This window comes from Streptomyces sp. DSM 15324 (assembly GCF_001514285.1).
Classification (GTDB): Bacteria; Actinomycetota; Actinomycetes; order Streptomycetales; family Streptomycetaceae; genus Streptomyces.
In genome coordinates, this window is the sequence record NZ_KQ949032.1 from 223,245 (window position 1) to 237,276 (window position 14,032).

Here is a 14,032-nt window from a genome sequence, read left to right on the forward strand (position 1 = left end):
CGCGGGCCGCTACCGCCGCTCGGCGATCAGCCGCTCGATGACCACGGCGACCCCGTCCTCGTTGTTGGCGACCGTCTGCCCGGAGGCGGCGGCGATCACGTCCGGGTGTGCGTTGCCCATGGCGAACGAGCGGCCCGCCCAGGTCAGCATCTCGACGTCGTTGGGCATGTCCCCGAACGCGACGACCTCCTCGTGGGAGATCCCGCGCTCGGCACAGCACAGGGCGAGCGTGCTGGCCTTGGAGACGTCCGGGCCGCTGATCTCCAGCAGGGCGCTCGGGCTGGACCGGGTGACGTTGGCGCGGTCGCCGATGGCGACGCGGGCCAGGGTGAGGAAGGCGTCCGGGTCGAGCGTGGGGTGGAACGCGAGGATCTTCAGCACCGGCTCACCGGCGGCGAGGCCGTCCGGCGCCAGCAGCTCCTCGGCGGGAGCGAGGTGGTCGGGGACCTCCATGTGCATCTTCGGGTACTCCGGCTCCTGGTGGAAGCCGTACGTCTGCTCGATCGCGTACATCGTGCCGGGCGCCGCGTCGCGCAGCAGCCGTACGGCGTCCAGTGCGTTGTTCCGTTCCAGCTCGCGCACCTTCACGAACCGGTGGGCGCCGGGGCCGCCGTGCAGATCGACCACGGCGGCGCCGTTGCCGCAGATCGCCAGGCCGTGGCCGTGCACGTGCTCGCTGACGACGTCCATCCAGCGGGCGGGGCGGCCGGTGACGAAGAAGACCTCGATGCCCGCTTCCTCGGCGGCCGCGAGCGCGGCGACCGTGCGGGGTGACACCGACTTGTCGTCGCGCAGCAGAGTGCCGTCGAGGTCGGTGGCGACCAGCCGCGGCGGGAGGGCGGGGGCCGGGGTCTCGGGCTGTCGAGTCGCTGAGGTCACCCGGCCATTCTCGCGCATATGCCCGCACGGCCGTGCGAGAGCTCGCACACATGAGACTCAGGAAGGGCTCGGGCGGCCGGTCTTCGCGCTCGGCGACCGGCCGTCGGTGTCAGCCGAGTTGGGCCGGAGCCTCCATGGCGATCTGCTCGAAGACCTTCTCGTCCGCCGCGAAGTCGGAGTCCGGGATGGGCCAGTGGAGCACCAGCTCGGTGAAGCCGAGCTCCTGGTGCCGTCCCGCGAAGTCGACGAAGGCGTCCAGGGACTCCAGCGGACGGCCGCGGTCCGGGGTGAACCCGGTGAGAAGAATCTTCTCCAGCCCGTTCACGTCCCGGCCCTCGGCGGCGCATGCCTCGGTCAGTTTCCCGATCTGACCGCGAATGGCCTGAACCGACTGCTCGGAGCTGCCGTTCTCGTACAGCTTGGGGTCGCCGGTGGTCACCCAGGCCTGACCGTGCCGGGCTGCCAGCCGCAGCCCGCGCGGCCCGGTCGCCGCGACGGCGAAGGGCAGCCGGGGGCGCTGGACACAGCCGGGGATGTTGCGTGCCTCGTGCGCCGAGTAGAAGGCCCCCTCGTGGGACACGGAGTCCTCGGTGAGGAGCCGGTCGAGCAGCGGCACGAACTCGGCGAACCGGTCGGCCCGCTCGCGTGGGGTCCACGGTTCCTGGCCGAGGGCGGTGGCGTCGAAGCCGGTGCCGCCCGCGCCGATGCCGAGGGTCACCCGGCCGCCGGAGATGTCGTCCAGGGAGATCAGGTCCTTGGCGAGGGTCACCGGGTGCCGGAAGTTCGGCGAGGTCACCAGAGTGCCCAGCCGCAGTCGGTCGGTGACGGCCGCGGCGGCGGTGAGGGTGGGGACCGCCCCGAACCAGGGGCCGTCACGGAAGCTGCGCCAGGACAGATGGTCGTAGGTGTAGGCCGTGTGGAAGCCGAGCTGCTCGGCTCGCGCCCACGCCGAACGGCCCCCTTCGTTCCAGCGGCGGTAGGGGAGGATCACGGTGCTCAGGCGCAGACTCATGTCATCGAGCGTATGCGGACGCCCGTGTTTCACGTGAAACAGTCACCGTAAGCGACCAGGTGGCCACGGAATGAGGGTTGCCCGAAGGTCTCCGGAAGGTCTCCTTCGAGGTCAGTGCGCCTCGGGGAACCGCACGTAGTGCGGCGGGACGGCCTTCGTCAGCCACACCCCGTTGGCGCTGACGTGGAAGACATGGCCGTCGCGGTGCATGGCTCCGGCGTCCACGGACAGGACGACGGGGCGTCCCCGGCGGGCTCCCACCCGGGTCGCGGTCTCCCGGTCGGCCGACAGGTGCACGTCGTGCCGGTTCATCGGCCGCAGCCCCTCGGCCCGGATCGCGTCCAGGAAGCGGGGCACGGTCCCGTGGTAGAGGTACGGCGGTGGGGTCGCCGGGGGCAGCCCCAGCTCCACCTCGATGCTGTGGCCCTGGCTGGCGCGGATCCGGGTGCCGTCGATCGCGAAGCGCTTCTTGTCGTTGGTGGCGACGACGTGGTCCAGCTCGTCCCGGGTGAAGCGGAAGCCGTGCGCTGCACACGCCGCGATCAGCTCGTCGATCTCGACCCAGCCGGCCTCGTCGAGGGTGAGGCCGATGCGCTCGGGCTGGTGGCGCAGATGTTTGGAGAGGTATTTCGACACCTTCACGGTGCGTCCGGGGTCCATGCCCTCAGCATGACGGGGAGACGTGGATCACGCATTTTCTTTTGCGGCTCAGGTTTGATCCACAACCAACGGGGTTTATCCACAAGCAAGTTGGCGTTTCTGTGGACAACGGGCCGCGCCGCAGGGATCTTTCGCCAAGGCCGCCCGGAGAGAGGGTGTGTGCGGCCGGGCGGCCCAAATCCCCTCAGAGCGGTGGCCGCACCCGGGCGAGGGCCCTCAACACCCGGGGAGCGAGGCGTGACAGAGCGTGCGCTCCGCGCGCCTCCGGCGTCACCGGGACCACGGCCTCGTCACGGACCACGGCGCGCAGGATCGCGTCCGCGACCTTCTCCGCCGGGTAGTTGCGCAGCCCGTACGCGCGGGTGGCCCGCTTCCGGCGGCGCCGCTCCTCTGCCGCGTCGACACCCACGAAGGTGGCCGTGCCCGTGATGCCGGTGTTCACCAGTCCGGGACAGATGGCCGTAACGCCTATGCCCTGACCGGCCAGTTCGGCGCGCAGGCAGGCACTCAGCATCAGCACGGCGGCCTTGGACGTGCTGTAGGCGGGCAGCACCCTGGACGGCTGAAAGGCCGCGGCGGACGCGATGTTGACGATGTGCCCGCCCTGACCGCGCTCGGCCATCCGCCCGCCGAAGAGCCGGCACCCGTGGATGACCCCCCACAGGTTGATGTCCAGTATCCGGCGCCAGTCCTCGGAGGTGGTGTCGAAGAACGAACCCGCGAGCCCCACCCCGGCGTTGTTCACCAGCACGTCCAACACCCCGTACTCGGCGTGCACCCTGGCCGCGAGCTTCTCCATCTCCCGTTCGTCGGAGACGTCCGCGGTCTCCGCCCAGGCCTGCGGGGCGCCGATGAGCCGTGCCGTGCCGGCGGTCCGGACCGCGCTCTGCGTGTCCCGGTCGACGGCGACCACCCGTGCCCCGGCCTCGGCGAACGCGAGCGCCGTGGCCCGCCCGATGCCGCTGCCCGCGCCGGTCACCAGCACCAACTGCCCGCCGAAACGCTCGGCATGGCGGCCGGTGGGCTGCGGCTGCGGCCCTCCCGTGGCCTCGACGGACGTGACGAACTCGGTGATCCAGGAGGCGACCCGGTCGGGGCGCGTGCGCGGGACCCAGTGCTTGGCGGGGAGCGTGCGCCGGACCAACCGCGGCACCCACTGCTCCAGTTCGTCGTAGAGCCGCTCCGACAGGAACGCGTCGCCCAGGGGCGTGATCAGCTGCACGGGCACGTGCGCGTGGGCGTCGGGGCGCGGACGCCGCAGCCTGCTCCTCACGTTGTCCCGGTACAGCCAGGCGCCGTTGGCCGCGTCCGAGGGCAGTGACGAGGTCGGGTAGCCGTCGCCCGGCACGTTCTCCACCCGGCGCAGGATCGCGGGCCAGCGCCTGCCGAGCGGTCCGCGCCAGACCAGTTCGGGCAGGGCGGGCGTGTGCAGCAGGTACACGTACCAGGACTTGGCTCCCTGGCCGAGGAGTTGACCCACCCGGCGAGGGGTGGGCCTGGTGAGGCGCTTGTTGATCCAGTGACCGAAGTGGTCGAGGGACGGCCCGGACATCGAGGTGAAGGAGGCGATCCGGCCCTTGGTGCGCTCCACGGTCACGAACTCCCAGGACTGCACCGAACCCCAGTCGTGCCCCACCAGGTGCACCGGCCGGTCCGGGCTGACCGCGTCCACGACCGCCAGGAAGTCGTGCGTCAGCTTCTCCAGCGTGAACCCGCCCCGCAGCGGCCGCGGCGCGCCGGAGCGGCCGTGGCCCCGGACGTCGTACAGCACCACGTGGAACCGGTCGGCCAGCCGGACCGCGACCTCGGACCACACCTCCTTGCTGTCCGGGTAACCGTGCACCAGGACGACCACCGGCCGCCCCGTGTCCCCCAGCTCGGCCACGCACAGCTCTGTCCCGCCGGTGCGCACCCACCGCTCGCGCGCGCCCTGGAGCACCGTCACGTCCCCTCCGCCTCGTCCCACCGGTCCGCGTCGACTGCGGTACGTGTCCGTAACTTGACCACGCTGAATCTGGCACTTGTTAGAGAAGGCGTCAACAGGGCGGTCGGCGGCCCGGGGCACTCCGATCCCCGTAACTCTCAGGGAGGGCGTCCCCCTACGGGCCCGTACATCTGAGGTCTGAGGCGAAGACGGCTCTGAGGTCTGACGATGTCCGTGGCGCGCGTCACTACATTCGATGCTGTGACTGTGATCGCGACCGAAAGCCTGAGCAAGCGGTTCCCCCGGGTGACCGCGCTCGACCGGCTGTCCGTGGACATCGGACCCGGTGTGACCGGACTCGTCGGGGCCAACGGCGCCGGCAAGTCCACGCTCATCAAGATCCTGCTGGGTCTCTCGCCCGCCACCGAGGGCCGCGCCCACGTGCTCGGCCTCGACGTGGCCACCCAGGGCGCCGCCATCCGCGAGCGGGTCGGCTACATGCCGGAGCACGACTGCCTCCCGCCCGACGTCTCGGCCACCGAGTTCGTCGTGCACATGGCCCGAATGTCCGGCCTGCCCCCCACCGCCGCGCGCGAGCGCACCGCGGACACCCTGCGCCACGTGGGGCTGTACGAGGAGCGCTACCGCCCCATAGGGGGCTACTCCACGGGCATGAAACAGCGCGTCAAGCTGGCCCAGGCGCTGGTGCACGACCCGCAGCTGGTCTTCCTCGACGAGCCCACCAACGGTCTCGACCCGGTCGGGCGTGACGAGATGCTCGGCCTGATCCGCCGCATCCACACCGACTTCGGCATCTCGGTCCTGGTCACCTCCCACCTCCTCGGCGAACTGGAGCGCACCTGCGACCACGTCGTGGTCGTCGACGGCGGCAAGCTCCTGCGCTCGAGCTCCACCACCGACTTCACCCAGACCACCGCCACCGTGGCGATCGAGGTCACCGACACCGACGCCCACCCGGACGGCACCCGTGCGGTCCGCGACGCGCTCCTCGCGCGCGGCGTGGAGATCGTGGAATCCGGCGCGGGCCTGCCCGGCGCCGGCCACATCCTGCTGCTGACCGCCCAGGGCGAGGAGACCTACGACGTCGTCCGTGACGTGGTTGCCGACCTCGGACTCGGCCTGGTCCGCATGGAACAGCGCCGGCACCACATCTCCGAGGTGTTCACCGACGCGGACAGCGCCCCGGACAGCCGCGCGACGGACAGCGACACGACCAGGAAGGAGGCCGTCGGCCATGGCGGTTGACCAGCCCGTCACCACCCCCACGGGGGACCAGACCCGCATCCACAACATCGGCTACCGCAGCTACGACGGCCCCCGCCTCGGCCGCGCCTACGCCCGCCGCTCCCTCTACTCGCAGTCCCTGCGCGGCGCCTACGGCCTCGGCCGCTCGGTGAAGTCCAAGGTGCTGCCCATGCTGCTGTTCGTGGTGATGTGCGTGCCCGCGGCCATCATGGTCGCCGTCGCGATCGCCACGAAGGCCACGGAACTCCCCGTCGACTACACGCGCTACGCGATCATCATGCAGGCCGTCATCAGCCTGTACGTCGCCTCGCAGGCACCCCAGTCCGTCTCCCGCGACCTGCGCTTCAAGACCGTCCCGCTGTACTTCTCCCGGCCCATCGAGACCGCGGACTACGTACGCGCCAAGTACGCGGCGCTGGCCTCGGCCCTGTTCGTCCTGACCGCCGCCCCCCTCCTCGTGCTCTACATCGGCGCGCTGCTGGCCAAGCTCGACTTCGCCGATCAGAGCAAGGGATTCGCCCAAGGACTCGTCTCCGTGGCCCTGCTCTCCCTGCTCTTCGCCGGCATCGGCCTGGTCATCGCCTCGGTGACGCCCCGCCGCGGCTTCGGCATCGCGGCCGTCATCGCCGTCCTGACCATCTCCTACGGCGCCGTCTCCACGCTCCAGGCCATCGCCGAGGCCCAGAACAGCACCGGCGCCATCGCCTGGATCGGACTCTTCTCGCCGGTCACCCTGATCGACGGCGTTCAGTCCGCGTTCCTCGGCGCCCAATCGGCCTACCCCGGGGCCATGGGCCCGAGCACCGGAGAGGGCGTGGTCTTCCTCGCCGTCACCCTCGGTCTGATCGCCGGCGGCTACGGCCTCCTGATCCGCCGCTACCGGAAGGTGGGCCTGTGACCACGCTCCACATCGACCACGTCTCCCGCTGGTTCGGCAACGTGGTCGCCGTCAACGACATCACCATGACCATCGGCCCCGGAGTCACCGGCCTGCTCGGCCCCAACGGCGCCGGGAAGTCCACCCTGATCAACATGATGGGCGGCTTCCTCGCCCCCTCCACCGGCGCCGTCACCCTCGACGGCCGGCCGGTCTGGCGCAACGAGGACATCTACCGGCACATCGGCATCGTCCCCGAGCGCGAGGCGATGTACGACTTCCTCACCGGCCGCGAGTTCGTCGTCGCCAACGCCGAACTGCACGGACTCGGCGACAAGGCGGCCCAGCGGGCCCTGGCCACGGTGGAGATGGAGTACGCGCAGGACCGCAAGATCTCGACCTACTCCAAGGGCATGCGCCAGCGCGTGAAGATGGCGAGCGCCCTCGTCCACGACCCCTCGCTGCTCCTGCTCGACGAGCCCTTCAACGGCATGGACCCGCGTCAGCGCATGCAGCTCATGGATCTGCTGCGGCGCATGGGGGACGAGGGCCGCACCGTGCTGTTCTCCTCCCACATCCTCGAAGAGGTCGAACAGCTCGCCCGGCACATCGAGGTCGTCGTCGCCGGACGGCACGCGGCCAGCGGCGACTTCCGCAGGATCCGCCGCCTGATGACCGACCGGCCGCACCGCTATCTGGTGCGCTCCAGCGACGACCGCGCCCTCGCGGCCGCACTGATCGCCGACTCGTCGACCTCCGGCATCGAGGTGGACCTGGCCGAGGGCGCGCTGCGCATCCAGGCCGTCGACTTCGGCCGTTTCACCGCACTGCTGCCGAAGGTCGCCAGGGACCACGGCATCCGGCTGCTGGCGGTCTCGCCGTCCGACGAGTCCCTCGAGTCCGTCTTCTCGTACCTGGTCGCGGCGTAGGAGGCCGAAGATGTACGACCCCACAGTCGCCCGGCTCACCTACCGGGCCCTGCTCGGCCGCCGTCGGGCCCTCATCCTGGGCGCCCTGCCCCTGCTGCTGATCGTGATCTCCGTGGTCGTCCGGGCGCTGACCGGCGCCGACGACCAGACGGCCGCCGACCTGCTGGGCGGGCTCGGTCTGGCCACGATGGTGCCGATCATCGGTGTCATCGCCGGCACCGGCGCGATCGGCCCGGAGATCGACGACGGCTCGGTGGTGTATCTGCTGTCCAAGCCGATCAAGCGGCCGACCATCATTTTCACCAAGCTGATCGTGGCGATCGCGGTGACGATGGTGTTCTCGGCCCTGCCGACGCTGATCGCCGGGTTCATCCTCAACGGCAACGGCCAGCAGATCGCCGTGGCCTACACCGTCGCGGCCCTGGTCTCCTCCATCGCCTACGCGGCCCTCTTCCTGCTGCTGGGCACGGTGTCCCGGCACGCGGTGGTCTTCGGGCTCGTCTACGCCCTGGTCTGGGAGGCCCTGTTCGGCTCGCTCGTGCCGGGCGCGCGCACCCTCAGCGTCCAGCAGTGGTCGCTGGCCGTCGCCCACAAGGTGGCCGGCGGTGACCTGGTCACCTCGGACGTCGGACTGACGACGGCGACCGTGCTGCTCGTCGCGGTGACCGTCCTGGCCACCTGGTACGCGGGACAGAAGCTGCGGTCGCTGACCCTCGCGGGCGAGGAGTAGCAGCGGAGCGGAAGGGGCGGGGGTGGAGCGGCCGTCGCCCTTGACGGTGGCTTCACCCCCTCCCGGGCACACTGGGCCGAAGGATTGCGGCCCATCAGGAGGTCAGGAGGCCGGGATGGCAGACAAGACGTCACAGCGCGGCGGTCGCGAGGAATCCGGTGACGAGATCTGGGACGACCTCGTCCTGGACGAGGACTTCGTCCGGGCCGCCGAGACGTCCGAGCCGTCCGCCCGGGCCCGGATGCTCGCCGCACGCTGGCGGGCCCAGGAGCCGGAACCGCAGCCGTGGCGCTCCGACGAGCCGCCCGCCGGCTGGTTCTTCAGCAAGGCCCGCCGCCGCAGGTGGCGCCGCCGATAGCACACCTGTTTTATTCAGTGGCGCCCGACTCGTGGACGGGGCACAGTGGTTGTCGTCCACCACGAGCTGGGAGAGGAGCGGGGCGATGTCCATGCACGGCAGTACGTCCGGCTCCCGACAGGGCAGCCGGCGGCGGGCTTCGGAGTAGTTACCCCTCCAAGAAGCCCGATCGCACGGGGAGCTGCCCGGGGCGGCCGCTTCGAGCACGCGATGTCGCTCTCGCGTGGGCCGCCCACCCGGAGGATTGGCCGAGTGGCAAGGCACCGGTTTGCTAAACCGCGGTCGGGTGGAAAACGCCCGCGCACGTTCGATCCGTGCATCCTCCGCAAGACGTTGGCACCAAGGCGCGTGGACGTAGGCGCGGCCCACGCCGCACCACCATGGGTTCAGCCCAGCAGACGCTCCACCACGACCGCGACCCCGTCCTCCTCGTTCGAGGACGTCACCTCGTCGGCGACGGCCTTCAGTTCCTCATGGGCGTTGGCCATGGCCACCCCCCGCGCGGCCCACGCGAACATGGGAAGGTCGTTGGGCATGTCGCCGAAGGCGATGGTCTCCGCGGCCTTCACTCCCAGCCGACGGGCCGCCAGCGACAGACCCGTGGCCTTGGACAGGCCCAGCGGCAGCAGCTCCACGATGCCCTCACCGGCCAGGGCGACGGTCACGAAACCCCCCGCGGCCCGGCGCGCGGCCTCGGCCAGCTCGTCGTCCGTGAGGGTCGGATGCTGTACGTAGATCTTGCTCAGCGGGGCGGCCCACAGGTCGGACGCGTCCGTGAACGGCGTCGAGGGCAGCCTTCCGGTGACCGCGTAACCGGGCCCGACCAGCACATCGCCGTCCAGTCCGTCCCGGCTCGCCGCCAGATACAGCGGGCCGACCTCCGCCTCGATCTTCGCGAGGGCCACCCCGGCGAGCTGCCGGTCCAGGGTCACCGAGGTCAGCAGTCGGTGCTCCCCGGCGTGGTACACCTGCGCGCCCTGGCCGCAGACCGCGAGGCCCTCGTAGCCGAGGTCGTCGAGGATGTGCCGGGTCCAGGGGACCCCACGGCCGGTGACCACGATGTGGGCCGCGCCCGCCGCGGTGGCGGCGGCGAGCGCGTCACGGGTGCGCCGCGAGATCGACTCGTCGGAGCGCAGGAGCGTTCCGTCGAGGTCGGTCGCGATCATCCGGTAGGGGAAGACACCGGAGGGAGAACCAGAGGGAGAACCGGAGGGCGACGCGGTGCTCACTTGGCGGTCGGCTCCAGGACCTCTCGGCCGCCGAGGTAGGGGCGCAGCACCTCGGGCACCCGCACCGAACCGTCGGCCTGCTGGTGGTTCTCCAGGATGGCGACGATCGTGCGCGGGACGGCGCACAGGGTGCCGTTGAGCGTGGCCAGGGGGCGGACCTGCTTGCCCTCGCGGACCCGGATCGACAGCCGGCGGGACTGGAACTCGGTGCAGTCCGAGGTCGAGGTCAGCTCGCGGTACTTGCCCTGGGTCGGGATCCACGCCTCGCAGTCGAACTTGCGGGCGGCCGAGGAGCCGAGGTCACCGGTGGCGACGTCGATCACCCGGAACGGCAGCTCCAGGGAGGTCAGCCACTGCTTCTCCCACTCCAGCAGACGCTGGTGCTCGGCCTCCGAGTCGTCGGGGTGGACGTAGGAGAACATCTCGACCTTGTCGAATTGGTGGACGCGGAAGATGCCCTTGGTGTCCTTGCCGTGCGAACCGGCCTCGCGGCGGAAGCAGGGCGAGAAGCCCGCGTAGCGCAGCGGAAGGCGCTCGGCGTCGATGATCTCGTCCATGTGGTACGCGGCGAGCGGGACCTCGGAGGTGCCGACCAGATAGAGGTCGTCCTTGTCGAGGTGGTACACGTCCTGCGCCGCCTGGCCGAGGAAGCCGGTGCCCGCCATCGACTGGGGGCGGACCAGGGCCGGGGTGAGCATCGGCGTGAAGCCGGCCGCCGTGGCCTGCGCGATCGCCGCGTTGACCAGGGCCAGCTCCAGCAGTGCGCCCACGCCGGTCAGGAAGTAGAAGCGGGAGCCGGAGACCTTCGCGCCGCGCTCGACGTCGATCGCGCCGAGCAGCTGGCCGAGCTCCAGGTGGTCCTTGGGCTCGAAGCCCTCGGCGCCGAAGTCACGGATCGTGCCGTGCGTCTCGAGGGTGACGAAGTCTTCCTCGCCGCCGACGGGCACGCCGGGGTGGACGAGGTTGCCGAGCTTGAGCAGCAGCTCCTGGGTCTCGGCGTCGGCCGCGTCGCGCTCGGCGTCGGCCGCCTTGACGTCGGCCTTGAGCTGCTCGGCCCGCTTCAGCAGCTCTGCCTTCTCCTCGGCGGCGGCCCTGGGGATCAGCTTGCCGAGCGACTTCTGTTCGTTGCGCAGTTCGTCGAAGCGGACGCCGGACGACCTGCGCCGCTCGTCGGCGGACAGGAGGGAGTCGACGAGCGCGACGTCCTCTCCACGGGCGCGCTGGGACGCGCGCACACGGTCGGGGTCCTCACGGAGCAGGCGAAGGTCAATCACGCGGTCAAGGCTACCGGTGCCTGGTTGCGGCTCACGACTCACTATTCCGAACCGAGTGCCTGTTGTGATGAATCGTGGGCCTACAGCCTGTTATGAGGGAATTGCCGTACGTGTCAAGGGAAAGCGTCTCACTCCCTGGGACGGGTCATGTGACGGGCGTCGCATTGACTCGATGTCCTTGCGCGGGAGGGGACTTGGGGGCGCGGTTGTCCACAGGGGTCCACACCCCGAGTGAGTTATCCACAGGGTGTGCGAAAGCTCTGTGGACATCGGAATGGATCATTCCGAGACGCTTCGATGACACGAGGAATTCCCGTCCTCGACGCCCACCGCCCCCACTTTCGAGTGGAAATGGGTCGCCCCAAAGGATTGATCGAAGGAAACGGGTGGACGAAGGGTGATGTGCGCGACTCTGGGCTCGCGTGGGTGCTCCAGGGCGATTTGTCGACTGGATGGCGCTTCGTTGTCGACTTGTCCCCAGGTCGAGAAGCCCACCTGTGGATAACTTCTGTGGATAACGAAGAGGACCGGCGCGGGTCCTAGAACCGGCCGTCCTGGCAGCGCGCGACCCAGTCGGCAGCCGCCGTGAACGCGCTGTCCGAGGTTCCGGTCAGCGGAGCGGGTACGTCCGCCGCGGTCGCGTCCGCACGCGGGTACGAGCCGAGGAAGCGCACATCGCGGCAGATCCGCTTCAGTCCCATCAGCGCGTCCGCCACCCGGCGGTCGGTGATGTGCCCCTCGGCGTCGATACAGAAGCAGTAGTTGCCGATGCCCGCGCCCGTCGGCCGGGACTGCAGCACCATCAGGTTGATGCCGCGTGTGGCGAACTCGCCCAGCAGGTCGCGCAGCCCACCGGGGTGGTCGTCGCGCTGCCACAGCACGATCGACGTCTTGTCCGCGCCCGTCGGCGCCGCGGGCCGGGCGGGCCGGCCGACGAGCACGAACCGGGTCTGGGCGTTCTCGGCGTCGTGGATCCCGGTCTCCAGGGCGGCGAGGCCGTACCGGGCGGCCGCGAACTCGCCCGCGAACGCGGCGTCGTAACGGCCCTCCTGGACCAGCCGGGCGGCGTCCGCGTTCGAGGCGGCCGACTCCCAGACCGCTTCGGGAAGGTTCGCCTTCAGCCAGTTGCGCACCTGTGGCTGGGCGGCCGGATGCGCGGAGACCGTCTTGATGTCCGCCAGCGTGGTGCCGGGCCGCACCAGCAGCGCGAAGGTGATCGACAGCAGCACCTCGCGGTAGATCATCAGCGGCTCGCCCGCGACCAGCTCGTCCAGGGTGGTGGTGATCCCGCCCTCGACGGAGTTCTCGATCGGCACGAACGCGGCCTCGGCCTCGCCCCCGCGCACCGCGTCGAGCGCGGACTGCACCGACACATACGGGATCAGCTGCCGGGTGGCGGTCTCCGGAAGCGTGCGCAGGGCGACCTCCGTGAAGGTCCCCTCCGGGCCGAGATACGCATAGCTCGCTGGCATGACCTCACCCTAATGGCCGTAGCGGAACCAGGTGCCGCTGTCTCACGAGCACCCCTCCCACGGATGAATCCGCGTAACCCCGGGCGTGCCCCTTGGACCGGACCGCGGACCCAGCCCGCCCCACGCGCCCCGCCTCACCCCTCCAGCAACGCCTGTCCCACATATCCGCCCGTCGCCGCTCCGCCGGGCACCGCGAAAAGGCCGCTCGACTCGTGCCGGATGTACTTCGACAGGGCGTCCCCGCGGTCCAGCTTGCGCTGGACGGTGACGAAGCCGCGCAGCGGATCCGCCTGCCAGCAGACGAACAGCAGGCCCGCGTCGGGCGTGCCGTCCGGGTCGATGCCGTCGTGGAAGGAGAACGGCCGCCGCAGCATGGCCGCGCCGCCGTTCTGATCGGGCCGGGTGATCCGGGCGTGCGCGTTGAGCGGGACCACCAGATCGCCGTTCGCGTCGGTCTTCTCCAGGTCCATCGCGGTCGTCTCGTCGCCCCCGGTCAGCGGCGCCCCGTCGGACTTGCGTCGCCCGATCACCTGCTCCTGCGCCTTGAGCGACAGCTTCTCCCAGTCGTCGAGGAGCATGCGGATACGGCGTACGACGGCGTAGGAGCCGTTCGCCATCCAGGCGGGATCCTTGGTGCTCTTCGCGGGGACGAAGATGCGCTCGTCGAAGTCGGACTCGGTCGGCTTGGGGTTGCGGGTGCCGTCCAGCTGGCCCATCAGATTGCGGGCCGTCATGGGGTGGGCGGTGGCACCCGGGGTCCGGTTGAAGCCGTTCATCTGCCAGCGGACCTTCGCCGCACTGCCGGCGTCCTTCTGGATCGCGCGCAGGGCGTGGAAGGCGACCAGGGCGTCGTCCGCGCCGATCTGCACCCAGAGGTCACCGTTGCTGCGGGTCTTGTCCAGGTGGTCGGAGGAGAAGTCGGGCAACGGGTCCAGGGCGACCGGGCGCTGCTTCTCCAGACCGGTACGGGCGAAGAAGCTGTTGCCGAAGCCGAAGGTGACCGTCAGCGAGGACGGCCCCGCGTCCCGGGCGATGTCCGTGTCGTCGTTCGGGGCCGCCTCGCCCGCCATCAGCAGCCGGGCTGTCTCCGACCAGCGGCGCAGCAGCGCGGCCGCCTCCTTGCGGCCCGCGCCCGCCGTCAGGTCGAAGGCCACCAGATGCCCGCGCGCCTGGAGGCCCTGGGTGATGCCGGGCTGGTGTTTCACGTGAAACGGTGCCTGCCCCGCGCCGACCGAGGACAGCGGGGTCGCCTGGGCGGGGGCCGCCGCGTAACCGGCGGCCGCGCCGGCGGCCCCGAGCACCAGCCCGGTGGCACCGGCGGTGCCGAGCAGCTTGCGCCGGGTCAGCCGCGCCGCCCCCTCCTCGGAGGAGGGGGGCGCAGGCTCATGGATCTCGGTGGTGGACTGGTCGGGCATGGTGCGG

At 70.7% G+C, this 14,032-nt stretch carries 13 protein-coding genes and 1 tRNA gene; 6 read left to right on the top strand and 8 right to left on the bottom strand.

Going from position 1 to position 14,032, the window contains the following annotated elements; genetic code table 11:
* Positions 1-9: 9 nt before the first annotated feature.
* The 4 genes from AQJ58_RS28980 to AQJ58_RS28995 all read right to left on the bottom strand — a co-directional run bounded on the left by AQJ58_RS28980 (position 10) and on the right by AQJ58_RS28995 (position 4,496).
* Complete coding sequence (locus AQJ58_RS28980; protein WP_199844711.1) at positions 10-897, bottom strand: Cof-type HAD-IIB family hydrolase; 888 nt, start codon at positions 895-897, stop codon at positions 10-12.
* A 91-nt stretch (positions 898-988) separates the two neighbouring features.
* Positions 989-1,891 (bottom strand): LLM class flavin-dependent oxidoreductase, encoded by a 903-nt coding sequence (locus AQJ58_RS28985; protein WP_067255487.1) that lies wholly within the window; start codon positions 1,889-1,891, stop codon positions 989-991.
* A 111-nt stretch (positions 1,892-2,002) separates the two neighbouring features.
* Positions 2,003-2,551 carry an RNA 2'-phosphotransferase gene (locus tag AQJ58_RS28990; RefSeq protein ID WP_067255489.1) on the bottom strand — a complete coding sequence of 183 codons (549 nt, stop codon included), beginning with the start codon at positions 2,549-2,551 and terminating at the stop codon, positions 2,003-2,005.
* Positions 2,552-2,735: 184 nt separating this feature from the next.
* On the bottom strand, positions 2,736-4,496 hold the full coding sequence (locus AQJ58_RS28995) for an SDR family oxidoreductase (protein WP_067255490.1): 1,761 nt from the start codon (positions 4,494-4,496) through the stop codon (positions 2,736-2,738).
* A 246-nt stretch (positions 4,497-4,742) separates the two neighbouring features.
* On the opposite strand from AQJ58_RS28995, the gene AQJ58_RS29000 reads away from it, so the two are divergent.
* From AQJ58_RS29000 to AQJ58_RS29025, 6 genes are all read left to right on the top strand, one after another.
* A complete protein-coding gene (locus tag AQJ58_RS29000; protein WP_067255746.1) occupies positions 4,743-5,741 on the top strand; it encodes an ABC transporter ATP-binding protein in 999 nt (332 codons plus the stop codon).
* Positions 5,731-6,639 carry a hypothetical protein gene (locus tag AQJ58_RS29005; RefSeq protein WP_067255492.1) on the top strand — a complete coding sequence of 303 codons (909 nt, stop codon included), beginning with the start codon at positions 5,731-5,733 and terminating at the stop codon, positions 6,637-6,639. The genes AQJ58_RS29000 and AQJ58_RS29005 overlap by 11 nt, the downstream gene beginning before the upstream one ends.
* A complete protein-coding gene (locus AQJ58_RS29010; protein WP_067255493.1) occupies positions 6,636-7,547 on the top strand; it encodes an ABC transporter ATP-binding protein in 912 nt (303 codons plus the stop codon). Before AQJ58_RS29005 ends, AQJ58_RS29010 begins: the two co-directional genes overlap by 4 nt.
* Positions 7,548-7,557: 10 nt before the next feature.
* Positions 7,558-8,277: an ABC transporter permease subunit gene (locus AQJ58_RS29015; protein WP_067255495.1), complete on the top strand. Its 720-nt coding sequence runs from the start codon at positions 7,558-7,560 to the stop codon at positions 8,275-8,277.
* Positions 8,278-8,392: 115 nt separating this feature from the next.
* Positions 8,393-8,635, top strand: a complete 243-nt coding sequence (locus AQJ58_RS29020) for an SGM_3592 family protein (RefSeq protein WP_067255497.1) — start codon at positions 8,393-8,395, stop codon at positions 8,633-8,635.
* A 238-nt stretch (positions 8,636-8,873) separates the two neighbouring features.
* Positions 8,874-8,961 (top strand) — tRNA-Ser (locus AQJ58_RS29025).
* Between the two features lie 60 nt (positions 8,962-9,021).
* On the opposite strand, the gene AQJ58_RS29030 is transcribed toward AQJ58_RS29025, so the two are convergent.
* The 4 genes from AQJ58_RS29030 to efeB form a co-directional block, all read right to left on the bottom strand.
* Positions 9,022-9,801, bottom strand: coding sequence for an HAD family hydrolase (locus AQJ58_RS29030; protein WP_067255499.1), 780 nt, complete (start codon positions 9,799-9,801; stop codon positions 9,022-9,024).
* A 59-nt stretch (positions 9,802-9,860) separates the two neighbouring features.
* Complete coding sequence (serS, locus tag AQJ58_RS29035) at positions 9,861-11,138, bottom strand: serine--tRNA ligase (protein WP_067255501.1); 1,278 nt, start codon at positions 11,136-11,138, stop codon at positions 9,861-9,863.
* A gap of 539 nt (positions 11,139-11,677) precedes the next feature.
* Positions 11,678-12,610, bottom strand: a complete 933-nt coding sequence (pheA, locus tag AQJ58_RS29040; protein ID WP_067255502.1) for a prephenate dehydratase — start codon at positions 12,608-12,610, stop codon at positions 11,678-11,680.
* A gap of 134 nt (positions 12,611-12,744) precedes the next feature.
* Complete coding sequence (gene efeB, locus AQJ58_RS29045; protein WP_067255503.1) at positions 12,745-14,025, bottom strand: iron uptake transporter deferrochelatase/peroxidase subunit; 1,281 nt, start codon at positions 14,023-14,025, stop codon at positions 12,745-12,747.
* Positions 14,026-14,032 lie beyond the last annotated feature (7 nt).

Bases quoted from the DNA above. Each gene is read 5' to 3' on its own strand.
- AQJ58_RS28985 (WP_067255487.1), bottom strand. From the start codon at position 1,891: ATGAGTCTGCGCCTGAGCACCGTGATCCTCCCCTACCGCCGCTGGAAC.
- AQJ58_RS28990 (WP_067255489.1), bottom strand. From the start codon at position 2,551: ATGGACCCCGGACGCACCGTGAAGGTGTCGAAATACCTCTCCAAACAT.
- AQJ58_RS29030 (WP_067255499.1), bottom strand. From the start codon at position 9,801: ATGATCGCGACCGACCTCGACGGAACGCTCCTGCGCTCCGACGAGTCG.
- AQJ58_RS28980 (WP_199844711.1), bottom strand. From the start codon at position 897: ATGCGCGAGAATGGCCGGGTGACCTCAGCGACTCGACAGCCCGAGACC.
- AQJ58_RS29005 (WP_067255492.1), top strand. From the start codon at position 5,731: ATGGCGGTTGACCAGCCCGTCACCACCCCCACGGGGGACCAGACCCGC.
- pheA (WP_067255502.1), bottom strand. From the start codon at position 12,610: ATGCCAGCGAGCTATGCGTATCTCGGCCCGGAGGGGACCTTCACGGAG.
- AQJ58_RS29015 (WP_067255495.1), top strand. From the start codon at position 7,558: ATGTACGACCCCACAGTCGCCCGGCTCACCTACCGGGCCCTGCTCGGC.
- efeB (WP_067255503.1), bottom strand. From the start codon at position 14,025: ATGCCCGACCAGTCCACCACCGAGATCCATGAGCCTGCGCCCCCCTCC.
- AQJ58_RS29020 (WP_067255497.1), top strand. From the start codon at position 8,393: ATGGCAGACAAGACGTCACAGCGCGGCGGTCGCGAGGAATCCGGTGAC.